Source organism: Emcibacter nanhaiensis (assembly GCF_006385175.1).
GTDB classification, from domain to species: domain Bacteria; phylum Pseudomonadota; class Alphaproteobacteria; order Sphingomonadales; family Emcibacteraceae; genus Emcibacter; species Emcibacter nanhaiensis.
The window spans coordinates 125,974-150,282 of the sequence record NZ_VFIY01000008.1 but is presented as its reverse complement, the minus strand read 5'-3'; the positions used below and the strand labels follow the sequence as shown (position 1 = coordinate 150,282).

Sequence of the window (24,309 nt, the reverse complement as noted above, 5' to 3'; positions counted from 1 at the left end):
ACCGGCATTTCCAGAACACTTTAGGAATGTGTGATCCCGTTTCGGCCTCAGCCGGCCGGTGTTCGGCTAAGATGACAAACTAAACATGAGAGGAAACAGATTATGACCAGTTCACGCCTAATTCGCTTGCTCGGTACGACATCGTTGCTTGGGTCTCTTGCGGTTACCGGCTCTGTTCAGGGGGCAAGTGCGGCAGAAGAGATCATGATCCTTGAGGAAGTCGTAGTGACGGCGCGTATGCGCTCGGAAAGTCTGCAGGAAGTTCCTCTTAGCGAAACGGCGTTCTCTGCCCAAGCGATTGAGGATGCACGTATCGACACCGCCGGGGATTTCCTGGCTCTGACACCGAATGTTTCCCTGGCGGAAGCCCAGAGCGCCGGCACCTCATTCCTGACCATCCGCGGTGTTTCTCAGGTGCGTAACGGTGAATCCCCGGTTGCCGTGGTTGTGGACGACGTTCTTCAGATCAACAGCCGCCAGCTGACCCAGCCGATGTTCGATATCGAAAGCATCGAAGTGCTGCGTGGTCCGCAGGGAGCTCTCTATGGCCGTAACGCTACCGGCGGCGCAATCCTGATCACGACGAAAAAGCCGGGCAATGAGTTCGAAGGCTCTGTCCGGGCGAGTTACGGCACGGGCGAAGACTATATCCTGCAGGGTTCCGTCAGCGGTCCTATTGTCAAGGATAAGCTGTTGTTCCGTGTGGCAGGCCGCTATCAGAACAAGGACGGCTATTTTACCAATAAATACCTGAATGAAAAAGTTGACTATCTCGAGGATGTGGCTGTTCGCGCCATGCTGAACTGGAACATTAGTGACAACGTCACCCTCGACCTGCGCGGCAGCATCCTGCGCACGGACGGTGGCGCAAATAACTTCCAGTACCAGGCTGTTGTATACGATGGCGACAGCTGTTTCTCCTCCAACCCCTTTGGCGGCACCAATGTGGGAGCTGATGTTGTCAGCCGCGACTTCTGTGGCACAAATATTGGCGAAAACGAGCGCGACGTGGACGAATTTTCCGCAAAACTGACGGTGGAAACCGATGCGGCAACCTTTACCAACATCTTCTCCTATAACCGGGTAACGGAATATGTGGCGGCGGACCAGTTCCCCTATACCGCTGCTGTGGATGTTTTCGGAATTTTTGACGGTACACAGACCCAGTATGTGGATGTTGACGCCTGGAGCAACGAGTTCCGCATCGCGTCCCCGTCTGACCAGGCTCTGACATGGATGGTCGGCGCTTATTACTTGAAAACGGATCGTTTTATCTCCACCACCACCGGGGATGACAACGAGATGGGATTTGAGCGCATTGAACGTCTGCCGGCTTTTGACAGCACCATCAACCCGACCCTGTCTTTCCTGGCTGACGACAATGACAACGAAGCTTGGGCGCTGTTCGGTAACGCTGCCTATAATGTGACTGACAAACTGGAAGTCGCAGTGGCGGTCCGTTATGACGAAGACCATCGCAAGCAGACGGTTTCCGAATATAACACTTCCGGTACACAGGGCGCAGTGAACGAGCAAACCTACAGCAAGTTCCAGCCGAAAGTGACAGCGAAATACAGCTTCACCGATGATGTCAGCGCCTATGCCTCCTGGGGGATCGGTTTCCGTAGCGGCCAGTTCAACCAGAACGGTGTTGGCGCCGTGGCGGCTGATGCCGGGACCAACGGAGTTTCCGACGTCGTGAAGCAGGAAGAAAACGAAACTTTCGAAATCGGCTTCAAGAGCGAGCTTCTGGACAACCGTCTTCGTCTGAACGGTGCGGTATTCCATACAAAACTGGATAACCCGCTATACTTTGTGTTTATCGGCAGTGTCGGTGCGCAGGTTCTCGTAAACATTGATGAAGTCGAACTGCAGGGCTTTGAACTGGAAGCTGCAGCGACCCTGGGTGAAGGCCTGGATATCGTGGCCGGCTTCGGCTACACCGACAGCGAAATCAAATCTTACGCTGTGGATCCGGCCCAGGAAGGCAATAACGCCCCCTATATCCCGGAAACCACCTTTAACCTGGGTGTTCAGTATCGCACCGCGATCACCCAGGACTATGAACTGCTGGCCCGTGCCGACTATGAACGTCGAGGCGCCCAGTATTGGGATGCGGAAAACAGTACTGCCCGCAGCGCGATCAACCTGGTGAATGCCCGTATAGGGATCGAAAATGTGGACCAGGGCTGGTCCATCACCGGCAGCGTCAACAACCTGACGGACGAGAAGTATAACTCCGAATGGGTATCCGGTGGATTCTCCCATCCGGCTGCGCCGCGGACCTGGCATATCGACCTTCGATATAACTTCTAAGGTCTGACCTTAACAACTTGATCGAAACAGCGGCGGCTCCTTTAGTGGGGCCGCCGACCGGGACCGCTTTACCTCGCGGTCGAGGAAAACTTCTGAAACTAAGGGAACAGATTATGCGAGCAGCAAGCGACGTCGGAGGCACCTTTACCGACCTTGTGTATTATGACGTAAATCCGGGCGGTGAGACCCAGGGCAGGGTGATGACGGCAAAGGCCGATACCACACCGCCGAATTTCGAGCAGGGGGTGATGAACACCATCCGCAAAGTGGGCCTGAATCCGGCGGACCTGGATTTCTTTGCTCATGGCTCGACTGTTGTGATTAATGCGCTGACCGAGCGCAAGGGCGTCAAGACGGCCCTGATCACCACCAAAGGCTTCCGCGATGTTCTGGAAATTGCCCGCGGCAACCGTCCCGACCTGTTCAACTTCAATTTTCACAAACCCAAACCCTTTGTCGCGCGTTACCTGAGGGCAGAAATTAACGAGCGGGTCGACTATAAGGGAAATGTGCTGCAGGACCCCGACTGGAGCGGCCTTGGGGAAATGGTTGACTTCTTCCGGGCGGAAGGGGTGGAGGCCATCGCAATCTGTTTCCTGCATGCCTATATCAACCCGATCAACGAACAGAAAGCCCTTGCGGAAATTCGCAAACTCTGGCCGGAAGTGTCCGTTTTGGCCTCTCACGAGATCAGCCGGGAATGGCGGGAATATGAACGGACCAGCACCACCGTGCTGTCCGCCTATGTACATCCCATCGCCAGGAAATATATCGAATCCCTTGAACAGCATCTGGCCGCGGACGGTTTTGCGGAAAAGCCCTATATGATGCAGTCCAACGGCGGGATTGCCACGGTGAACGCGGCGAAAAATAACCCGATCACCATGGTTGAATCCGGTCCGGCCAGCGGTATTTTTGCGGCCGCCTACCTTGGTGAAATTATCGGGGAGAAGAATCTGATTGTGCTAGATATCGGCGGTACGACAGCAAAATGTACGCTGATTGAAAATGGCGATGTGAAGGTGACCACGGAATATTCTATCGAGCGCGACACCAAATGCCCCGGTTATCCTATCCAGACCCCGGTGTCCGAGATTGTGGAAATCGGTAACGGCGGCGGTTCCATTGCCTGGGTGGACGAAGGCGGCAAGCTTCATGTGGGGCCCCAGTCTGCGGGCGCCATGCCCGGACCGGCGGCCTACGGTCGCGGTGGCAGCAAGCCGACCACAACAGACGCAAACCTTGTATTGGGCCGCATTGATCCGGCGAGCTTCGTCGGCGGGGAAGTCGAACCAGACTGGAAAGCTGTGAATGCGGCCTTTGATCCGCTCTGCGAAGACCTGAATGTGGATCGGGCTGAGCTGGCCCGCGGGATTGTGCGGATTGCGAATGCCAATATGGTCAACGCACTGCGGCTGGTGTCCACCAACAAGGGATATGACCCCCGCGATTTCGCCCTGATTGCTTTCGGTGGCGGAGGGGCCATGCATGCCGTGGCCCTGGCTGAAGAATTGAAAGTGCCGCGGGTAATCGTCCCGGTGAACTCCTCTGTTTTTTCTGCCTGGGGTATGCTGTTGACTGATCTTCGTCGCGACTATCTGCAGACAAGTCCTTTGGCTCTGACGGCTCAGAGCGCCGAACAGGTCGCTGAAAGTTTTGCGCTTATGGCGGATAAAGCCCGGGCTGACTATCGGGCAGATGGAGTAAGTATCTGGGACGCCGGGATGCAATTCGAGTATCAGGCTGACCTGCGTTATCAGGGACAGGAACACACTGTCAAGGTGCCGTTCCTGATGACGGCCGGTGGCGCGCCGGATGTGGTGGCGACCATCGCTAATTTTCATGAAGCTTATGAGAAACGCTTTACCTATCGTCTGGAGGCCCCGGTGCAGCTCGTGAATTTTCATCTGGTGGCCAAGGTGCCGGTGGACAAACCGGAGCTGGCTCGCAGGGAGAAAACAGGTCGGAGTTTGAAGGAAGCCATTCTCGCCACACGCTCTGTCGATTTTGACAAACACGGCATTCATGATGCGGTGATTTATAACGGCTTGTGCCTGGAACCGGGGATGGAATTTGAAGGCCCCGCCGTTATTCAGGAACCGTCTGTGACGCTGGTGGTTTCGCCCGACCACCGGGTGAGCCTGGATGACTATGGCAACTATCATGTCGCCCTGAATCAGGAGGAGAAATAATCATGACCACCGATATTTTTACAACGGAGATCATCAAGGATTCCCTCGTCGCGCTCGGGGAGGAAATGTTCCTGGCCATGATCCGCACCAGTATGAGTCCGATTATCTATGAAACCACAGACTTTGCCGTGGGGGCGACCGACGCCGAAGGCAATCTGCTGGCGCAGGGTAACGGGGTGACCGCCTTTCTCGCTACTCTGGATACGGCGGTACAGAGTTGCCTGCAACACTATCCCAATCCGGGTGATGTCAGTCCAGGTGATGTGTTTATTACCAATAGTCCCTATGAAGGTGGCGGGACGCATCTGTCTGACGTGGTGATCCTGGTGCCGGTTTTCTCCGCTGAAAAACTGATTGGCTGGACCGTGAACAAGGCGCATTGGACCGAAGTCGGCGGCGCACAGCCGGGCAGCGTATCCACAAATGCCACTGATATTTTCCAGGAAGGCCTGCACTTTCGCTTTCTCAAGCTTTATGAAGGCGGGAAGATCAACCAGTCTCTGGTCAGTCTGATCCGCGACAATGTGCGACTGCCGGATAGTACGCTCGGCGATATGCACGCCGGTGTGGCAGCAGCGCGTGTCGGGGCAAAACGCATGCTGGAACTGACCGAAAAATACGGCCTGGACCCTGTGTTAAATGCCATGCAGGAGCTTCTGGATTATGGTGAGCGGATGACCCTTGCCGAACTGGAGATGCTGCCCCAGGGTGTTTTTGAAGCCGAGGATATTGTTGAGGAAGACGGTCTGGGTAACGGCCCCTTTACGGTCAGGGTAAAAGTGACCATCTCAGAGGACCGGATGATCGCCGACTATACAGGCACGGATGCCCAGGTAACCGGCCCGATCAACTGTTCCTACACAGGGCTTGTGACCGGGGCGCGTTGTATCTTCAAAGCGGTAACCAATACGGAGATTCCGGCCAATGGCGGGTGTTTCCGTATGCTGGATGTAGTGTGCCCCGATGGCACCATTATCAGCGCACAGTCCCCGGCCCCTGTTTCTCTTTATTACGAGCCGCTGATCGCGGCCATTGATGTTATGTGGAAGGCCCTGGCGCCTGTGATGCCGGAAAAACTGCCCGCCGGCCATATGCGGAGCGTGGGGGCCACTTTCATCAGCGGCCTGCATCCGGACACCGGGGACCTGTTTGTCATGGGGGAACCGCTGGTTGGCGGCTGGGGAGCTTCTGCCGGCCTGGACGGAGACAGTGGCCAGTTCTGTTGTGCCAACGGGGAGACCTTCAATATCCCGACGGAACTTTTTGAGTCCCGTTACGGCTTGCGCCTTGACCAGTATGCTTTTCATAACGAGGACGGCGGCGCAGGTAAATATCGCGGCGGAAAAGGTATTGTCCTGGATTATCGGGTCACTTCCGAAGAGGCCTACCTGACCTATGCAGCTTCCCGCACCGTCTCCCGTCCATGGGGCATGGAAGGGGGACAGGAAGGGTCCAACAATTACGCTCTGATTTTGCGGCATGATGGCAGTTGCGAACGTCATCACATGTGTACCTCGGTACCGGTGAAAAAAGGCGAGGTTATCCGCCTGATGACTGGAACCGGCGGCGGCCACGGCGATCCCGCGCAACGTGACCCGGCAAAGCTGGCTGAAGATGTGAAGAACGGCTTTGTGACACCGGATCAGGCGGAGCGGGACTATGGGGTCAGGGCCTGAGATGATTTGCGTCGCAACTCCACAGTTGAAGATGCTGGAGGCACCGGATTGCTAACCTGCGGTCCAGTCTCCTGCAGTCCTTACAGAAAGTTCTCCCTGTGACTTGCCCACCCTCCAATTCAGATCATTCAAGTGATATGGTTCCGGAAACCGAAACAACGACTGGAATTCATCTCTGGCTCCTTACCGTCGGCGGTATCATCGGCATTCCCGCCTTCATCATGTTGGCCCGCATCGGGGGAGATATTGGCCTGCGGGTCGTAACCTTCTGGTAGTACAGACTATCAGCGAAAAAGAGGAAGAACATGCCTGAGCTTTCAATCCACACCCTGTGCGAATTATATTTTGTGCTTGCTGTTGGCTACAATATTGTCAGCCAGGTAAGATCAGATTTATTGCGCCGCCCCCTGGCGGCCACAGATCCGGTATTTGGTATTCTCGTGATGTCTGTATTCTACCTGATCTGGTCTTCGGGTGATATTTTAATCCCGTCTGTATGGAATGCATTTGTCATCCTGTATCTTCTTTTGATCCTGCGGTTTGGTGTGATAAAGCATCTTTTGACTTATTCGGCAGAGGTTTATTCGTCCCGACTGGCATGGTTTTCCGCGATTTCGATAAATATTTTCGGCGTTGGAGTTTTGGCGCTCGAAATGATGATGCAGATCCAGTAATTGTGATTTGTCAGGGAGTATGAAATGGAACCTCTGTTATTTTCGAATGCCAGGATTTTTGACGGTCGCCAAGCTGATCTTGTTACGGATAGATCTGTCCTGGTGGAAGGGGGAATGATCAGGGCGATCCCGCCTGAATCAGAGAGGCCCTCCCAGGCGAGACAGATCGATTTGGAAGGATGCGTTCTCATGCCGGGCCTGATTGATGCTCATTACCACGCCTATATCAGTGATCTGGATTTTGTTGCGCTTGACAAAAAAACGATGAGCAATCTCGCACATCCGGCGAGGAAGCTGCTGGAAGATTCACTGCACCGCGGGTTTACTTCCGTTAGAGATTTTGCCGGGGGACAGATTATGGTCTGTGGAAAGCAGTTGAGGAAGGGCTTTTTACCAAAAAATACGAACCGATATATCGGATATGGTTATGCTGCTAAGCTAAGAAAATCTGAGTATGGGTTCAGTTGGAAGCCTGCCCCCACAAGCAATAAAATCAAGGGCTTACCATCTTTCTGCTAAGCCCTTTTTTGTGCGCATGGACCGCATGGTCACCTTGACCGATGGGGTGTTGGTTTAGCGCCAATTGCACTATTACTCGTCAGTGACGGCATGGAACGTATCAAAGCGAATGCCCCCAAGGATAGCCTCATAGGGCGCGCCTAATGAAATGAGGACGGAATCGTAGGATCGGCGTTTGCCCCCCTCGTTGAATATGTATCGCGTCGCATATTGATTTGCGTTCATGGATAATGGATTGATCCAACGCTCCCTAAATCCCGAAAAATCCATTACGCGATCCAACACCGCCTGAAATGCCGGGTTCTCGGAGGCTAATCCTGTTTCGTGATGAACATGGCGAACGGTCGCGTCCGCAACGTCCTCCCAATTGACGATGTGCTTGCGCAACAGGTCCGGAGCGAAGATCAGCTCGAGCACATTTACAAAATGATCCTCAAGAAGCAAAGAGCGGCCCGTCAATGTTTTGAAGAAGCGTTGCGCTGGATTGTTCAGGTCAATGATGTCCCAGATTTGATCTTTGACCAGCAAAGGAACATCCTTGTGAGCCCGCTTGACCTGTTCGATGATTTTTCGTACGCGACCGTGTTCTTCTGTCTCTGGCCCATGCTTGTAAGGCAAAGGCTTAAAGCCTGCCGCGAGACGAAGCATGTTTTGTTCGGCCTCCGGTATGTCAAGGAGCGTTGAAATCGCTTTCAACATGGGTTCGCTGGGAAGGGCTTTGTCACATTCGAGAAAGCTCAGATGACGGGTCGAGACGCCGATATCGAGAGCGAGGTCTAGCTGGCTCAAGCCTGAATTTTTCCGCCATTGCCGAAGCAAGGTTCCAAGCGTCATTCTTGCAAGTGTCATTTTCGGCAATCTTGGTCCCGTTTCGCTCATTTTGCTCCTACGCACGCCATGCAGTGTTTCCATAGTCATACTTGTACAGGTCAAATGTGCAATAACCTATCAGGTAATGGCGATGGGTTCAGTCTTTGCTCTAGGGTCTGTTGAGAATCAGGAATGCTTGAGTGATCGGACTTCATGATGAATAACACGTTTCCAAACACCGCTTTTTTGGGCATGGGAGCCATGGGCAGCCGCATGGCGATGCGACTGCTGGATGCCGGAGTTCCTCTTACGCTTTGGAACAGGACAGGTTCGCGCGCCGAACCTTTGGTATCCCGAGGCGCAAAACTCGCCTCTTCGCCATCCGATGCGGCAAAAAATGCTGAGATCATTTTCGTCATGGTGGAAGGCGATGAAGCATCCCAGGCTATTTGGTCCGGGCCAAATGGTTTGGTGAAAGGCCTCCGCCCCCAGTCAATCGCGATTGAATGCAGCACTCTGTCGCTTAAACGAATCACCCAATTGGACCAAGAAGCAAAGCAAAATGGCTGGCGCTTTATTGAAGCGCCCGTATCGGGGTCTTTGCCGCACGCGGAAGGGGGTAACCTGACGTTCTTATTGGGTGGGGCTCCTGCGGATATTGCTGATGCCTCAACGTTGATTGAGGTGATGGGAACGACGCACCATCATGTCGGCGCGCCTCCGAACGCAACCCTTGTAAAGCTTGCGATCAATGGCCTGTTGGCGACACAGGTCTGTTCCATGGCCGAGGTGTTAGGGTTTCTGTCCCGATGCGGCATGCCCCCTGGCGAGGTCGAACGGTTTTTTGAGGCCACTCCGGTGCTCAGTCCAATCGTGGCGGCAACACTTCGGCAGGTATCGGCAAAAGACTTTAAGTCCCTATACCCGATATCGCTGGTGCTGAAGGATTTGAGATACCTTTTCTCCGCATCCGACGAGGTTGGTGCAGACTTGCCGCTCGTTTTCGCAACGCACAGTGTTTTTAAAAGCCAAGAAGAACAGAGAACTCAAAACATCTCTGCCGTCGCCAACAATTATTTACAACTCTCAGACTGAAGGAACCCGATCTGATGATCAAAACCATTATGTGTATTCGCCGCAAACCGGGACTCAGCCGAGAGGAGTTCGAACACCACTGGAAAAACATTCACGCGCCCCTCATTCAAGAACTGAAGCAGGATTTACGAATTCTTCGATACGTGCAATCCAACGCAAACGAAGACATGGTGAGCACTGCTATTCGGCAGCAAAGAAACGGTCCTGAAAAGTTTGATGGAATTGGACAGGCTTGGTTTGCATCCCTTAATGATCTGATTGAGGTGAGCAGCGATCCTGCATCGGCGCAAGCTTTGGGGGCGCTTCGTCAAGATGAACTGAAGTTCATTGACCTTGATAATTCACCCATGTTTGTCGTTGAAGAAGAAACGGTGTTTGATGATTTGTCGGAAAGCGGTCGTTGATTGGAGCACAGCACGATCACACAACCCTTCCCGCGAACCAGCCCTCAGATCAAAACGAGTTTCTTCTGACGCGGCCTTATCAACGTGATCATCGGCCACCGTTGAGAATCACTTCCATCGTTCGAAAACTTCGGAAACGCTCATGGGATCGCTGTTGGGTGTGTCCGTCTTCAAAGAAAGTTGGACAGTTTGCATGACACTATCTCTGGAAATGGCAACATCCTGGCAAATGTTGTCAATTATGGGGGAGCCTTTTCTCCGGGTTTTTCTCCGGGAGAAATTAACATTGATGGCGCCCTTACCATGTATGACGGGATAATGAATTTTGAAATCGGAGGGACGTCCTCTGGATTATTTGACGTCCTCAATGTTTCTGGTCCGGTGAATATTTTTGGGGGCGATATTGTATCTAGTTTTATAGATGGTTTTATCCCTGAACTGGGGGATAGTTTTGAATTTCTAATTTCACCGGAGATATTTATTGATCCTTTGGTGGAATTCACCTTTTTCGGACTTCCGGACTATTACGGGTTTGATTACTCGTCTTCGGGGATGCTAATGACTGTCGATGTAGAATCTGTTCCTGAGCCTAAGGTGGTATATCTACTTATTGTTGGATTGATATATATATGGTGCTTTTTAGACGAAAACCATTGATGTAAACCTAAGCGGCTTTTCCTTTCTTATGTGCAGTTTCGAGGATTACAGTCAGCGTCTCTAGTGGGTTCTAGACTTACGCTGCTAGACTGAGAAATTCTGAGTGTAGGTTCAATTCAAATCCTGCCCTCGCAACCAAACATATGAAAAATATTCTTATATTCCAATGGATTACATTTTAGCATCTTGGCCAAAATATAAATATCCAATAAAATCAATATCTTACGTATATAGGTTCAAGTCACTCGCAACCAACTAAAAACCCACTATTCTTACCTGAATTTGCATCTGGAAATCCAGAAGCAGTTCATCTTGGTGGAGAACTGAGGAAAGCTTCATTTTTTTATGATATCGCTGATCAGCAGGGGCTTTGCGGGCCACTGGGCCTGGAAGGGGCCGATATCCTCGGGGGATTTGCCTGTTTGATCTGACACCAGGTCGGCAAAGTTGGCATAGCACAGCCGTCCCTGGCACAGGCCCATGCCGATCCGGCTCTGCAGCTTGATGCTGCCTGACCGTCCCAATCGGGGATTGCCTCGCAGTATAGTCTTGAGATCGCTGCACTTGATGTTCTCACAACGGCACAGCAGGCTGTCGTCCGTGCGCAGGCTGGTGGCCAGTTTCGGCGGCAGGCGGGAAAAGTCACTGAGGTATCTGGCAAATCGCAGGTGACGTCGAAGCTGCTTCCTGAACGGTACTACCAGCCGGACGGACGACCTTTCGTCGAGCAGGTCCAGCGACCGGAGTAGCCCAAGTCCCGCAATATGACCTTCCGCCATCCCGGCGTCGGCTCCGGCCATGCCGGTGACTTCCCCGGCGACAAACAGGCCGGGCAGGCTGCTTTGGCCAAAACCGTCATGGTGGATCAACCAGCCGCCGCGATGCCCTGACCAATAGCTTTCCGCGCCGACCTGACGCGCCAGTTCGGACGAGACCTGGAAGCCATAGCACAGGCCAAGGCGATCGGCCTCGAAATAGTCGTGCGGGCCTTCGATGATCTCCCCTTGCGCGGACACCGGGGCGACTTCGATCCTGTCAATGACGCCCTGTCCCTCAACCCGGGTGACGGCCCGGCCGAACAGGACCGGCACGCCGGCTCTTTTCAGGCGCAGAAACGCCCGCCCGGCGGCGAGCAGGACATTCCAGTGTGTCAGGGGGACAGAGAGGTGTTTAAATAATTCCGTGAAGCGGGAAAAGGGCTGGGCGAACAGCACGGCCTCCACTTTGCCGCCAGTAGCCAGAACCTGTTCGGCGACAATCATCTGCAGTGGATGGGCGCCGGTAAAAACAAAACGGTTCCCGGCCAGTAGCTGCTGGCTTTTGAGCAGGGTCTGGATCGCCCCCGTGCCCATGACGCCGGGCACCGTGGCGCCCGGAAAGACCAGCGGCCGCTCATAGCAGCCGGTGGCGACCAGCATTCTTCTTGCCGTAAGGGAGTGCAGGCCTTGCTCATCCTGATACCAGACTTCGAACAAGTCTTCGTCGGTTTTACCGACACCGCTTACGGTGACGGAAAATCTCCAGTTAATGCCGGGATGATCTTCCATGTCCCGGAGCATTTTTTTCAGATCTTTATAGAGGTTTCCCCTGAGCCAATTTTTGACGGTGAAGCCTTTTGGCGGCTGGCGGGTAATCTGGCCGCCGGGCCGGGCCTGTTCATCGAGCAGGACAATCTTGGCCTCGCGGGCCACCAGTTCGGAAGCGGCGGCAAGCCCGGCCGGGCCGGCGCCGATAATGGCGACATCGTAAATCTGTTGCGTCATGAGCCGTCCCCCTTCTTGACCAGGGTCCGGACTTCCAGCCCCTCCCGGACCGGCGTCATGCAGGCACGGACTTTGCGGGCCTGGCCGACAGGGCCGATTTCAACCAGGCAGTCATAACAGACCCCCATGTTGCAGAAGGGGGCGCGGGGTTGGCCGTCGCGGTCACTTCTACAGGCGGGATCGCCGCTGAGCATGATGACGGTAGCCAGGGTTTCGCCTCTATAGGCGGTCACCGGCGCGCCGTTCAGGGTGAGGGTGATCTCACGGGAGCGATCGATATCTTTTATCACGCGTTTTGCCATCGCTTACCGTCCCGTCATGAAGCTGTTGATATGATCAAAGCGGGCCGGGCTGTAGAGCGAGATGTCATAGTCCGTTCGTCCGCTGGTGATCAGTTCCGCCATCAGCCGCGCATAAACCGGGCCGAGGGTAAAGCCGGAGCCGCCGGTGGCGACATAATAGCCAGGGAAACCGGGCACTTCGCCCAGCAGCGGCAACTGATCTGCAGTTATGCCGACGACACCGGTCCAGCAACGCAGCAGATGCAGAGTGGACACTTCCGGCACCAGTTCGGCGGCCAGCGCCAGGTTCTGAATGACATTTTCCTGGATCAGTTCCGGTCGCTGGGTCGGATCAGGACGACCATCGTGATAGCGGAAACGGGACGACCAACCGCCGCCGATCAGCAGGTTGCCGGCGCCGACTTGTTTCATGGACAGCCGAGCGCCAGCCCGTTGCAGCAGATGAGGCATCAGGGGATCGGTTCGTTCCGTCACATTCATCATCAGCGGCACTGGAAAAACCGGCAGGTGGATGTTGGCCATCTGTGCATTACGCCCGGCCCAGGCCCCGGCCGCATTGAGGACCGTGTCTGCTGTAATGTCTTCGATCGATCCGTCAGAGTTATTTTTCAGCCGGACTGTCCAGTGGCCGTGTTCACGGGCAATGGAAATGACTTCACCGTTGGTTCTTATGTGGGCGCCTTCGTGGCCGGCAGCCCGGGCAAAGGCCGGGGTGACCAGTCGCGGATTGGCATGGCCTTCGCGCGGGAAATAGGCGGCGGCGAGGATTTTATCGGTCAGGTAGGGGGCGATGTTGCGGGCCTCGGATGGGGACAGGAGTTGTGTCTCCATCCCATGCTTGTTCTCCATCTGGAATTTCTTCTCGAGAAGGATAACTTCCTCTTCAGTGAGGGCCGCCATGATGCCGCCCTTCATCACGACCTCAAGATCCTCGCCGAGGTCCTGTTCCAGGTTTCCCCAGAGATCTGCCGCCAGTTTGCTGAGCGGGATGATTTGGGCGAATTGTTCCGCCATGGCGTCGCCATGTTCGATCAGGCGGTGTTCGAGCTGGAAATGAAGGGAGCCGGCATTCTGGCCCGAGGCCAGCCGGTTGAGCTCGCCCTTTTCTGACAGCAGAACAGAAGCGCCGGTGCGGGCCAGGTGCCATGCACTGGCACATCCCACAAGCCCGCCGCCGACTATCAGAACATCATATGTTGCCATGGGTTAAGTCTATACCGGATTTTCGCAAGTGATAAAGTTTTATAATATGCCAAGGTCGGTCAGGGTCTTGCGGATAACCGCCACTTCCTTGTCTTCGAGGGGAAGCACCGGCCGTCGCGGCAGGCCGCCGGGCAGGCCCTGCAGGTTCAGCGCGGTTTTCATGATCGCCTGGGCAGAGCCGAATTTGGCCATATAGTGAATATCGAACCAGTCCAGCATGACCCGGCGGTCCATGGCACCATAGTCCAGCGCTTTTTCGTGATTTCCGGCCCACAGTTCATCAAAGAAGGCGGGCTGGTTGCGGCCGAGCACCGCGCCGCTGCCCATCAGGCCCTGGGACAGACCGTCCTCAATCAGCTTGATGCCCTGTTCGTTCATCGGGGCGCCATAGATTCGCACCTTGTCCTTGAGCGCCGTGGCGTCGCGCAGGAATTTTTCCGGACTGCCGGTCGAGTTTTTCAGCGCCACCACCTTGTCCAGGTCACAGATACGCTCCAGCAGCTCCAGCTCCAGGTCGAGGCCGGTCCCCGGCGGCCAGTTATAGACGCAGATTGGCAACGGGCTTCCGGCACTGATATCCGCGTAAAAGGTATAAACCTCCCGCGCACAGGGTTTTATATAGGGTGGCGGGGTGACCAGGATGCCGTCAAAACCATGCTGTCCGGCAACTTGGGCCAGAGCGACGGACTCTTTCGCGGTAAAGGCGTTGCAGCCGGCGAGAATGGATATTTTGCCGGACAGGACCTCGCCGGTGACTTTATAGAGCCGGCTTTTTTCCTCGAAACTCATGGAAAACCATTCGCCGGTAGTGCCGGCGACGATGATGCCGTGCATGCCTTCCTGCAGCATCCATTCCAGCAACTCCCCCTGCATGGCGGGAGAGAACTCATTCTGCTTGTCAAAGGCCGTGGTGATAGCCGGTATAAACCCCTGCCAGTCAATATCATTCCTGTCCATTTCGGGTCCTCTCCGTCTCTAATTGCGTTTTTTGAGTAGGGGATGACTTTTACTGGCGGGCGATAAGTTCTCCAATTACAATGATTACAGGAAATTGTTGCATTTTACGCAAATAACACAATGGGAGGTTCAACATGCACCTCAGTCTTTCCCGGCTTCGCTATCTCTATGAAGTGGCACAATGCGGCTCCATGCGGGCGGCGAGCGATAAAATGAATGTGGCGCCGTCCTCGGTCAGTCGTCAGATTGCCACCCTTGAGGATGAACTGGGGGTTGAGGTGCTGGAGCGCGGCCGGGGCACCGCCAAACTGACCCAGGCCGGGGAAATGGTGGTGAACTATTACCGGGAAGACCTGACCCGCAAGGAGGCGCTGGATTCCCACCTTAATGACCTGCGCGGTCTCAGGCGGGGAACGGTGACCATCTCGATGGGCGAGGGCTATGTCAGTGACCTGTTGTCCGACGCCATTCAGGCCTATATGGAGCGTTATCCGGAGATCCAGCTCGATGTGCAGGTCTCGGGCACCAAGCAGGTCTTGTCCATGGTGGAGGAGGACGAGGCCCATATCGGCATGGTGTTTGATTGTCCGCCGTCGCCGAAGATTTCCGTGCAGAGCGCTTACCGGCAACCGCTCAAGGCGGTGATGTCGCCGGATAACAGGCTGGCCCACAAGAAAGCCATTTCCCTGAAGGAACTGAGTGAGTGCAATTGCGCCCTGCCGGCCAAGAATTTCCGCATTCGGGAGGTGCTCGACCAGGCGGCGCTAAGGGAGAAGGTCAACCTGGCTCCGGCGCTGACATCCAACTCCCTGCTGATCATGAAAAACCTGGCGATGACGGAGACGGGCGCCACGGTGTTGCCGGATATCGCCATATTGCGGGAATTGAAAACCAGTCAACTGGTCTCGATACCGCTCGACAGCAGCAGCCTGTCCGGCACTTCTGCGGAAATTGTCACCCGTCTGGGGCGTCTTCTGCCGGTGGCAGCGCGGGAGTTCCTGAAATATCTCCAGTCCTATTTTAACAATGAACTGGCCTGAACATGGGAGAAGGTGTTGCATAAAACGCAACTAAGTACGTTATTGATTGTTATTGAAACAATGTGGGCCCGGCTCCACCATCTGTTGGTCAAATAACAGTATGGAGGATGCCATGACGCATACACGTTTCAGCACCGGACTTAAAAAATTCAAAGCCGCCCTTTACGCCGGCACACTGGTTCCCGTCGCCCTTATTCCCGCGACAATAGTTTCCGCGCAGGAAGAAGCCCCTGCTTTTGAAGAGATTGTCGTGACGGCCACCAAGCGCGGGGCACAATCACTGCAGGATGTACCATTTGCTGTGCAGGCGGTGACAAGCGACAGTCTCGAAAAAAGGGCGGCTGTTTCTTTTAATGACTATTTTGCCTTTTTTCCAGGGCTGAACGTCTTCGATTCCGGGCCGGGTGACAAGCGCTATATCATTCGCGGCGTCAACTCCGTTGGTGCCGGAACCGTCGGTATCTATCTGGACGAAATAATTATCACAGGCGAAAACGCCCAGGATGGTGGTGGCCGTCAACCGGATGTAAAAATGTTTGATATTGACCGGATTGAAGTGCTGAAAGGCCCGCAGGGCAGCACCTTCGGGTCAAGCTCGCTTGCCGGTACGATCCGCTATATTACTGCAAAACCGGATTTGACTGATTATGCAGCCAAGGCATCAGCTACATTCCGCAGCACAAAGGGAGCTGAACTGGGGACGCAGCTTGAATTTATGGCCAATGCGCCGCTGATGAACGAAAAATTTGGCGTTCGCGTGTCCGGTTTATATCTCGATGAACCAGGCTATATTGACGCACCTTATACTGGTGCAGAAGGTGTAAATAGGGAAGAAACCTATGCCGCGAGGGTAGCCCTTAGACTTGAAGCTACCGACAGGTTGTCATTTGACCTGATGTTTATGGCTCAGGACACTGATGCCGATGGCAGAAACTATTACAATACCGAAGATCTTTTCGGGAATACGTTCCCGGTCGGTCAGTTTAACCAGGCTGATGTTGCCCGTCCAAAATTCCAGGATGAAATGCGTTTCTACAATATCAAGGCGGAATATGCAGCGGAATTCGGCGACTTTGTCGTAACCGCATCGCGGGCAGACCGCGATACGGTGTTTAACCGCGATGCTTCTGCTGTACTGGCAAGTGTCGGTCCCGAACCTCGTCTGGACCCTCTGACGGAAGCGACAATTATTACGCAGCCCAAGCAGCGGACGGTTGATAGCATTGAAGCCAGGTTTAATTCCAAATGGGACAGCAGGTTCCAGATTCTTGCTGGTGTATTCTATCAGAAAGAAGAGCGTGATTTCCGTAGTGCAGTATTGTCTACCGATGAAACCCTGGACATTGCGGACAACCCCGTCGATTATCTGGATCGTAGCGTTTCAACTGAAATCGAGGAGTTCGCTCTGTTTGGCGAAGTCAGTGTCGATGTAACCGACCAGCTTTCCCTGACTTTGGGGGGACGTTACTATGATTTCCAGATCGCGGAAAATTCCCGAGTGGATGTCGGTTTCCGGGCAAATCCGGGCAGCGGGGCTGGGCCAACCCTTGAAAGTGCAGACAACGGATTCATTGGCAAAGCAAATCTGTCCTATAAGCCAAACGACAACCTGATGGTCTATGCACAGGTTTCCCAGGGCTTCCGTTCAGGCGGTACCAACGACACTACCGCGGCTCAGATCGCCAATGTTGATATTCCCAGCCAGTATGGCTCTGACTCTCTGGTGAACTATGAAGTCGGCGTAAAAAGTGAATGGTATAACCGGCGGCTTATTGTAAATGCGGCGGCTTTTGTCATCGACTGGTCCGACATTCAGCTTCAGAGCCAGGCTTCAGACGGCAACGTACAGTTCCCGTATCGGGGGAATGGCGGCGGCGCCCAGATCAAAGGGCTTGAACTGGAAGTAATCGGTCGTCCCTTCGAAGGTTTTGATATCAGTCTTACCGGTAATGTTATGGACGCAAGCCTGACCAAAGATAACCCTATTCCTGCAACCGGCCTCGATGGCGACGAGTTGACATATGCTCCTGATGTGTCCCTTACCGCAAGTGTGAGTTACGAGTGGCCTGTGGGTGCAGACGGACTGATGGCCCGGGTTGGTGCAGACTATATCTATACCGGTTCCCAGACTACAGCCTTGCGGCCAACGGATACGATTTATGCCGATTTGCCTGCTTATGATCGCGCCAATCTTTCTGTGGGGCTGGAAGGTGAAACCTGGTCTGTAAATCTGGCGGTGAACAATGTCTTCAATGACACGTCAACAATTTCTGTTTTCCAGAATACTGCCTTTACGCCTCTGGCCTATGTGCCGAACAGACCACGCACTGTTGCGTTTAGCCTGCAGAAAAACTTCTAAGATTTTCAGGGCAACCGGTTCAGACTGGTTGCCCTTTTAGCCTGTCCAAGTGAAAGGAAAGCGAAAATGATAAGTGGTGTGTTGATCGGATTTGAAGTTCTGAAAAAAATATCGCATGTATTTCTGCTTGTTGCGCTTTACCTGACAGCCGCAGGGGGGGATGCAAATGCCGGGATGAGTGTGGAGGGCGCGATGTCTGACGCACTTCAGAGCTATTCCCTGGACAAAGGAATGTATGTGGTTATCACTGGTTCCGGTTCGGCACTGCCCGACCCGAAACGGGCAGGGGCCAGTGCTGCAGTCGTTGTGGACGGTACAGTCCTGCAGTTTGATTTTGGTCGCGGTGTGATGGAAAATATGATGTTGTCCGGCATCAATCCGATGGATATCGATTATATCTTCCTGACACACCATCATTTCGATCATATTGCAAGTTATGGCTATTACCTGATTGCCAACTGGATTGCCGGCCGGCAGGAGCCTGTCTATGTCTACGGTCCTGAAGGCATCGAGGACTTGACCCAAGGCGCCTATATCATGAACAAGAGCAACATTGAATTTACCAAATTCATTGTGAAAAACTGGCCTGAACGGCTCAAGCGAAAACCTCTGGCCGAGCCGCCCTATGTGGTAAAAGACGTGGATTCCGGAGTTATTCTGGATACGCCGAAAATCAAGATCACTGCGGTGCGTACTCCGCATTATCCGGATGACATTTCGAAAAGTCTGGCTTACAGGGTGGATACACCTTATGGCTCTGTTGTTATTACCGGGGATACCGGATATTCCGATGATGTGATCAAATTGGCAGATCATGCGGATCTCCTGATCCATGAATGCCAAAAGCCTGATCCCGGGATGGTAAAGGGGGGAAAGATGACGGCGGAGGCGTTTCAGAAGCCTTCAAAAAAGCGTCCTCAAACTCATCATACAACGCCGACGGAACTGGGCAAGATCGCCAATCTGGCGCAGGTGAAGAAGGTGGTACCCTATCATCTGCCCCCCTATGGCAGTGTTCCCAAGGCACGGGAAATGACTTCTCTTTACACGGGCGAAGCCGGTCTGGATATATGGGCGAAATATATTACCGCAATCCACAAAAATTACGAAGGGCCGGTGGTTCTGGCTGAAGACACCATGGTGTTCAGGGTCGGTGGGGAGCCGGTGGATCAGGCTGGGGAAGATGCAAAATAGGCCTTTGCTTCGGTCTTCGTTTGTGTCGTCGGAAGATGTCAAAATTTATGGAAAATGGGTAAATGCAACAGCGTAAATGGACTTCCAAACTTTATTTCCTGGCCGCGGCGGTCGGCAGTGCCGTGGGAATTTCCAACATCTGGAAATTCACCTATGTGGCTGGGGAAAACGGGGGCGGCGCCTTTATCCTGGTCTATGTCATTGCTCTGGCCTGTATTGCCCTGCCGGCCCTGATTGCCGAATTCGTGATCGGCCGGCGCGGCGGCCAGGGAGTGGTGCGCAGCATGGAAGTGCTGGCGGAAACCGAACAGACCTCGCCCAAATGGCGCTGGTACGGCTGGCTGGCGGTGACCGCGGTTTTCATCGCGCTCAGTTTCTATTCCGTAGTGGCTGGCTGGACCGTCGATTATTTTATCACTTCGCTGCTGCCCGACGGGCAGGTCAGTGACGCCGGCCAAGCTGCAGGAAAGCTGGCCGAAATGCTGGCCGACCCGGTGCGGATGATGAGTTTCCAGGCGGTCTTTATTGCGCTCACTGCCTTTACCGTAGCCTTCGGCATCAAGGGTGGGCTCGAGCGCATGCTCGGTTGGATGACGCCCGGGCTGTTTATCATTCTGGCGATCCTGCTGGTTTATGCCACGCTCTATGGCAATATGGGACAGGCGCTCAGCTTCCTGTTCGCCCCGGATTTTTCCACTCTGACCCCGACCATCATCCTGATGGCGTTTGGTCAGGCCTTTTTCTCCCTTGGTGTAGGTGTTGGTGTCCTGATGACCATCGCGTCATATATGGACAAAGAGACACCTCTGGTCAGGTCCGCCATCATCGTGGCCGCTGCCGATGGTGGTGTAGCGATGCTGGCGGGGCTGGCTATTTTCCCGATTGTTTTCGCCCATGGTCTGTCGCCGGCGGAGGGACCGGGCCTGATCTTCGCCACCCTGCCGGTGGCCTTCGGCCAGATGCCGGGCGGTACAATTGTCGGGCCGCTGTTTTTCCTGCTGCTGGCCATTGCCGCCCTGACCTCTGCCATCACCTTGCTGGAAACGGTGGTCGCTTGTCTCGAGGACCTGACGTCCTTCAGCCGTGCCAAACTGACGGTACTGGCTGCCGTTATCCTCTGGGCGCTGGGCCTGCTGACGGTCTTTTCCAACAACATCTGGGCCGATTTCCACCCGCTGGGCTTTATCAGCCTGTTCGCCGACAAGACCATTTTCGGCCTGCTCGATTATCTGGTGTCCAATATCCTGATGCCACTTGGCGGAATCTGTGTGGCGGTGCTGGCCGGCTGGGGCCTGGGCAAGGCCAGCCTGCTCGATGAGATGCAGGTCAGGGATAGTACCCTGTTCCGGATCTGGCTGTTCCTGATCCGCTATCTGGTGCCGCTGATCATCGGCGCCGTGTTCCTGCTCAACCTGATTTAACCTGAATTCTACAGGAGAATAATATGCTACCCGGATATTGTCATGTGGATCATGTCTCCATCACCGTTGCCGACCTGGACAAGGCGGTTGATTTTTACTGCAAGATATTCGGGGCCGAGGTTGCCTATCGCATGGGACCGTTTGATGCGGAAGAAATTCCGGAAATGGAGGACAGCCGCGACTGGACCGAGGCCCATGTTGATGTGAAGGACGCGCGCCTGTCGCTCTGCATGCTGAAGCTGGCCTCCAACCTGATGATTGAGCTGTTTGAATATGAGCGGGGCGAGGATCAGAAATCGACGCCGCCGCGGAACTGCGATATTGGCGGCCATCACCTGGCCTTCAAGGTGGAAAATATCGAAAAGGCGGTAGAGTATCTGGAAGAAAATGGTTGCGCCGCCATGGCCGGTCCCATCGTCATGGAGGAGGGCCCCACGGTCGGCGCCCGGGCGCAATATCTGCGCGACCCCTTCGGAAATTACATGGAACTGATGGAATATGACCGGCAGGGCTTTATGGCGGAGACCGGCATCACCCCCTACGGCACCGCCGCCAACGATTGATCAACAAAGGACGAGACATGAGCAGAGAAATCATCAATCCCGACAGCATGTATGAAACCGTGCAATATGGCTTTTCCCATGCCGCCGCCAGTACGGCGACCAAGACCATTCATTGCGCGGGCCAGGTGGCCTGGGACAAGGACTATAGCCTGGTTGGGGAAGGGGATCTCGCCGCACAATGTGAACAGGTCTTTAAAAACCTGACCGAAGTGCTGGCTGCATCTGGGGCAACCGCCGCCAATGTGGTGCGTATGCGCACCTATGTGGTGGATTACAGCCCGGACAAGCTGGAAGCGATCGGACCGGCAATTGCCGCCTTTTATGGCAACAACCTGCCTGCCGCCAACACAGTACTGGGCGTCGCCGCCCTAGCCATGCCGGGTTTTCTGCTCGAGGTAGAAGTTACGGCCATGACCGATGGTTAATTTGCATTTGAATTGATGGACAATGGCCTGAACTGGAGCGTCTGCACAACTGACGCATTCTTGTTTGAGATTTCTCCATAATGACTATACTTCCATGAATTATATAGGTATTCATAGCGTAGCGATGGTTTAAAGCTGGTAGTGTTGGGAGGATGTTCGTCGAAACTGCTTCCAAGGCAGAATACGCTTTGAAATAAGATCAAGTCCTAAATTTAATCTTTCGGTTAACCTGACGTCTATATGGCGCTAGGTTGATAGTGACTTAAACTGCTAGGCGACAAGGCTAAGAAAGTCAGAGTATGGGTTCAGTTGTAATCCTACCCGGGATTTGAACCTTATTGAGACGTGATTAACATCAAAAGGCTTGGGTGCAAAACTAGCGAGAAAGGCTCTGAAATAGACGAAAACACCAAAAAACCGTAGAAAAAACAGTGATTTAAATCAGTTAAATACTACACGTGCTGGGAACACAATATTGTAATTGATGTACATCCAGTTGGTGGTACGTATAAAGTTATGACCAACCAATGACACTAATCGATGGCGTCGAATCCGTTCTAGAAAATGTTGGCGGGGCAGGGGGCCACTTGAAGAAATAATACCAGTTATTTTAACAATAGCGCCCATCCATAGAGCAAGAGGCCGCCTGCAAAACAGCTCCAAAGCTCGATACCACAGTACTGTTAAAATGAATTACTCTCGAACTTGGTGACTTTTCGAAGTTGCTATGCGCTTAGTTCATAGAAAGAGCGTTTTTTTTGGATATTTATGGGTATATTTGTGAGTAATTTGGCATAAGCATTGCCTTTATGGGTATTTATGGGTATATTTGCGGGTAATGAGTTTTAAAATCGACACACTGAAGATCACTCCTGAAATTCTCTCCCTCATTGCTGAGATAGATGAATTCAAAGGTGCATGGAAAGCGCTGGGGACCCTGGCGCCTGAGCGTCTGTCGGCACTGCGTCGGGTCGCCACTATCGAAAGCGTTGGCTCTTCCACGCGTATTGAAGGTAGCACGCTTTCGGATCGGGATGTGGAACGCCTGCTTTCCAATCTGGATATCAAAACTTTTGATACACGCGACGAACAGGAAGTGGTGGGTTACGCAAAGGTGATGGAAACGGTCTTTTCTAATTTCGAGCATATCGACCTGACAGAAAACCATATCAAGCAATTCCACCGTGATCTTTTGGCCTTTAGCTCTAAGGTTGAACGTCATCGGGGTGAGTATAAAACCCATCCCAACCATGTCAGTGCGTTTGATGCTGAGGGGAAGGAGGTGGGGGTCATATTTGAAACCGCTTCTCCTTTCGATACACCGCATCTGATGCAGGAATTGATCGCCTGGACAAATGATGCTTTTGAAGAAAAGCATCTGCATCCCTTGCTGATTGTTACGATTTTCATTGTAGTGTTCCTGGAAATCCATCCCTTCTCGGATGGGAATGGTAGGCTCTCGCGCATCCTGACTACATTGCTGTTGTTGCGGGCAGGATATATCTATGTGCCCTATAGCTCGCTTGAGAGCGTCATTGAGCAAAGCAAGGATTCCTATTACTTAGCGTTGAGAAGAACGCAGGGGACAATTCGGACCGATGACCCAGAATGGAACACCTGGGTCACATTTTTTTTGCACTCCCTACAACAACATAAACGGCGGCTGGAAAAGAAAATCGAAAGTGAGCGCATCATGATCGGCACATTGCCGGAACTCTCACTTGAAATCCTGGAACTGGTTAAAGAAAGAGGCCGGATCACCATCGGGGAGGTTGTCACTCTTATCGGAGCGAATAGAAATACTGCCAAAAAGCATCTGCGTGATCTTGTGGCTGCCAATCATCTTGCACAGCATGGTACGGGCAAGGGAACTTGGTATAGCAGGACTTAGAAAGAAAGTGCCAACACAAGGTATAATCTGCAAGGTTTGCCCATTCAGGTGCAGGAACAGATCGGCAACGAAATAGGCCGTACGCTTGTTACCGTCAACAAAAGCGTGATTGCGGGCAACACCTTCTGCATAAGTTGCCGCCAGTATATATAGATCATTCTCACCATAGGCATAAAAGCGTTCAGCGCGAGCAAGGGCGGATTCCAGTAAACCTTCTTCACGTATTCCGGCACTACCACCATGTCGCAATATGGACTGTTCATGGGTGTAAAGCGCTTGCGCTTTGCTGATCTATCTCAGTTCTGGGGAGGGTGTCACTTGGCCAGGCCATCCAGTACAACACTGTACTCTCCCATGAAAGCATCAACATCACTTTTGAAAGTGTCCGTGACTTCGCCGTTGTAAGCATAGCGTGATTGTTTGAATTTCAGGAATTCTTTATACTCGGCAGCAGAGAGCAACACGACGCTTTCGCGGCCGTTATTTGTCACACTCACGGCTTCTCGTTGGGCCAGTTCTTTATACTGCCCAAAGTTTTTCTGGAACTCAGAAGCGGTTACTGTCGTTGTCATAGTAGTTCTCCTTACATTTCTCTACTATACTCAAATTACGTAATATGTGCAGTTCCATATTTTGTGTAATATTATGAGATGCGTGTGATATGAGTCCCAATGAAGAAGTTCAATAAATAACGAAAATGCCGTTTTTCATTATTTATTTTTCCGTAAGTAACATGAACTTTAGTTGAAGCGATGCAAGGGTAACTTGGAGAGCTATACATAGGTTTTCAAAAAGTGCGCAAAAAACGCGCACTTTTTTATTTTAATATACTGAGGAAAATGGGTTTG

At 53.2% G+C, this 24,309-nt stretch carries 22 protein-coding genes and 1 pseudogene; 16 read left to right on the top strand and 7 right to left on the bottom strand.

Features of this window, described 5'->3' with window-relative positions:
* Positions 1 to 102: 102 nt before the first annotated feature.
* The 6 genes from FIV46_RS09340 (at position 103) to FIV46_RS09320 (ending at position 7,377) form a co-directional block, all read left to right on the top strand.
* Entirely contained in the window at positions 103 to 2,316 is a 2,214-nt protein-coding gene (locus tag FIV46_RS09340) for a TonB-dependent receptor (RefSeq protein WP_139940655.1), read from the top strand.
* Positions 2,317 to 2,429: 113 nt separating this feature from the next.
* Entirely contained in the window at positions 2,430 to 4,508 is a 2,079-nt protein-coding gene (locus tag FIV46_RS09335; RefSeq protein WP_139940654.1) for a hydantoinase/oxoprolinase family protein, read from the top strand.
* Positions 4,509 to 4,510: 2 nt separating this feature from the next.
* Positions 4,511 to 6,184 carry a hydantoinase B/oxoprolinase family protein gene (locus tag FIV46_RS09330; protein WP_139940653.1) on the top strand — a complete coding sequence of 558 codons (1,674 nt, stop codon included), beginning with the start codon at positions 4,511 to 4,513 and terminating at the stop codon, positions 6,182 to 6,184.
* Between the two features lie 137 nt (positions 6,185 to 6,321).
* Positions 6,322 to 6,459, top strand: coding sequence for a hypothetical protein (locus FIV46_RS18075; protein WP_181163153.1), 138 nt, complete (start codon positions 6,322 to 6,324; stop codon positions 6,457 to 6,459).
* Positions 6,460 to 6,489: 30 nt separating this feature from the next.
* Positions 6,490 to 6,858, top strand: a complete 369-nt coding sequence (locus FIV46_RS09325; RefSeq protein ID WP_139940652.1) for a hypothetical protein — start codon at positions 6,490 to 6,492, stop codon at positions 6,856 to 6,858.
* 24 nt (positions 6,859 to 6,882) lie between these two features.
* Complete coding sequence (locus tag FIV46_RS09320; RefSeq protein WP_139940651.1) at positions 6,883 to 7,377, top strand: amidohydrolase family protein; 495 nt, start codon at positions 6,883 to 6,885, stop codon at positions 7,375 to 7,377.
* 72 nt (positions 7,378 to 7,449) lie between these two features.
* Here the strand turns inward: FIV46_RS09320 and FIV46_RS09315 are convergent, their stop codons facing one another.
* Positions 7,450 to 8,256 carry a helix-turn-helix domain-containing protein gene (locus FIV46_RS09315; RefSeq protein ID WP_181163152.1) on the bottom strand — a complete coding sequence of 269 codons (807 nt, stop codon included), beginning with the start codon at positions 8,254 to 8,256 and terminating at the stop codon, positions 7,450 to 7,452.
* A 147-nt stretch (positions 8,257 to 8,403) separates the two neighbouring features.
* Between FIV46_RS09315 and FIV46_RS09310 the strand changes: the two genes are divergently transcribed.
* From FIV46_RS09310 to FIV46_RS09300, 3 genes are all read left to right on the top strand, one after another.
* Positions 8,404 to 9,282, top strand: a complete 879-nt coding sequence (locus FIV46_RS09310; RefSeq protein WP_181163151.1) for an NAD(P)-dependent oxidoreductase — start codon at positions 8,404 to 8,406, stop codon at positions 9,280 to 9,282.
* A 14-nt stretch (positions 9,283 to 9,296) separates the two neighbouring features.
* A complete protein-coding gene (locus FIV46_RS09305; RefSeq protein ID WP_139940648.1) occupies positions 9,297 to 9,686 on the top strand; it encodes an EthD domain-containing protein in 390 nt (129 codons plus the stop codon).
* A 189-nt stretch (positions 9,687 to 9,875) separates the two neighbouring features.
* Positions 9,876 to 10,343, top strand: coding sequence for a hypothetical protein (locus tag FIV46_RS09300; protein WP_139940647.1), 468 nt, complete (start codon positions 9,876 to 9,878; stop codon positions 10,341 to 10,343).
* Between the two features lie 335 nt (positions 10,344 to 10,678).
* On the opposite strand, the gene FIV46_RS09295 is transcribed toward FIV46_RS09300, so the two are convergent.
* The 4 genes from FIV46_RS09295 to FIV46_RS09280 are packed head-to-tail and all read right to left on the bottom strand — an operon-like array spanning position 10,679 to position 14,568.
* A complete protein-coding gene (locus tag FIV46_RS09295) occupies positions 10,679 to 12,106 on the bottom strand; it encodes an FAD-dependent oxidoreductase (protein ID WP_139940646.1) in 1,428 nt (475 codons plus the stop codon).
* The gene (locus tag FIV46_RS09290; protein WP_139940645.1) at positions 12,103 to 12,408 is read right to left on the bottom strand and encodes a (2Fe-2S)-binding protein; all 306 of its coding nucleotides are present in this window, start codon (positions 12,406 to 12,408) and stop codon (positions 12,103 to 12,105) included. The genes FIV46_RS09295 and FIV46_RS09290 overlap by 4 nt, the downstream gene beginning before the upstream one ends.
* Before the next feature lie 3 nt (positions 12,409 to 12,411).
* A complete protein-coding gene (locus FIV46_RS09285; protein ID WP_139940644.1) occupies positions 12,412 to 13,611 on the bottom strand; it encodes an NAD(P)/FAD-dependent oxidoreductase in 1,200 nt (399 codons plus the stop codon).
* A 39-nt stretch (positions 13,612 to 13,650) separates the two neighbouring features.
* On the bottom strand, positions 13,651 to 14,568 hold the full coding sequence (locus tag FIV46_RS09280) for a dihydrodipicolinate synthase family protein (RefSeq protein ID WP_139940643.1): 918 nt from the start codon (positions 14,566 to 14,568) through the stop codon (positions 13,651 to 13,653).
* 134 nt (positions 14,569 to 14,702) lie between these two features.
* Here FIV46_RS09280 and FIV46_RS09275 point away from each other — a divergent pair, with 134 nt between their 5' ends.
* The 7 genes from FIV46_RS09275 (at position 14,703) to FIV46_RS09245 (ending at position 23,461) form a co-directional block, all read left to right on the top strand.
* The gene (locus FIV46_RS09275; RefSeq protein ID WP_139940642.1) at positions 14,703 to 15,608 is read left to right on the top strand and encodes a LysR family transcriptional regulator; all 906 of its coding nucleotides are present in this window, start codon (positions 14,703 to 14,705) and stop codon (positions 15,606 to 15,608) included.
* Between the two features lie 112 nt (positions 15,609 to 15,720).
* Positions 15,721 to 17,967, top strand: a complete 2,247-nt coding sequence (locus tag FIV46_RS09270; RefSeq protein ID WP_181163150.1) for a TonB-dependent receptor — start codon at positions 15,721 to 15,723, stop codon at positions 17,965 to 17,967.
* A gap of 192 nt (positions 17,968 to 18,159) precedes the next feature.
* The gene (locus tag FIV46_RS09265) at positions 18,160 to 19,161 is read left to right on the top strand and encodes an MBL fold metallo-hydrolase (protein ID WP_181163149.1); all 1,002 of its coding nucleotides are present in this window, start codon (positions 18,160 to 18,162) and stop codon (positions 19,159 to 19,161) included.
* Positions 19,162 to 19,223: 62 nt separating this feature from the next.
* Positions 19,224 to 20,582: a sodium-dependent transporter gene (locus FIV46_RS09260; protein ID WP_139940639.1), complete on the top strand. Its 1,359-nt coding sequence runs from the start codon at positions 19,224 to 19,226 to the stop codon at positions 20,580 to 20,582.
* A 23-nt stretch (positions 20,583 to 20,605) separates the two neighbouring features.
* On the top strand, positions 20,606 to 21,145 hold the full coding sequence (locus tag FIV46_RS09255) for a VOC family protein (protein ID WP_139940638.1): 540 nt from the start codon (positions 20,606 to 20,608) through the stop codon (positions 21,143 to 21,145).
* Between the two features lie 17 nt (positions 21,146 to 21,162).
* Positions 21,163 to 21,570 carry a RidA family protein gene (locus FIV46_RS09250; RefSeq protein ID WP_139940637.1) on the top strand — a complete coding sequence of 136 codons (408 nt, stop codon included), beginning with the start codon at positions 21,163 to 21,165 and terminating at the stop codon, positions 21,568 to 21,570.
* An 838-nt stretch (positions 21,571 to 22,408) separates the two neighbouring features.
* The gene (locus FIV46_RS09245; protein ID WP_139940636.1) at positions 22,409 to 23,461 is read left to right on the top strand and encodes a Fic family protein; all 1,053 of its coding nucleotides are present in this window, start codon (positions 22,409 to 22,411) and stop codon (positions 23,459 to 23,461) included.
* A gap of 90 nt (positions 23,462 to 23,551) precedes the next feature.
* Here FIV46_RS09245 and FIV46_RS18450 read toward each other — a convergent pair.
* Together FIV46_RS18450 and FIV46_RS09235 are read right to left on the bottom strand one after the other, a co-directional pair.
* Positions 23,552 to 23,710, bottom strand: a pseudogene (locus tag FIV46_RS18450) (Fic family protein); the annotation flags it as partial.
* 65 nt (positions 23,711 to 23,775) lie between these two features.
* Positions 23,776 to 24,033, bottom strand: a complete 258-nt coding sequence (locus tag FIV46_RS09235; RefSeq protein ID WP_139940635.1) for a type II toxin-antitoxin system Phd/YefM family antitoxin — start codon at positions 24,031 to 24,033, stop codon at positions 23,776 to 23,778.
* Positions 24,034 to 24,309 lie beyond the last annotated feature (276 nt).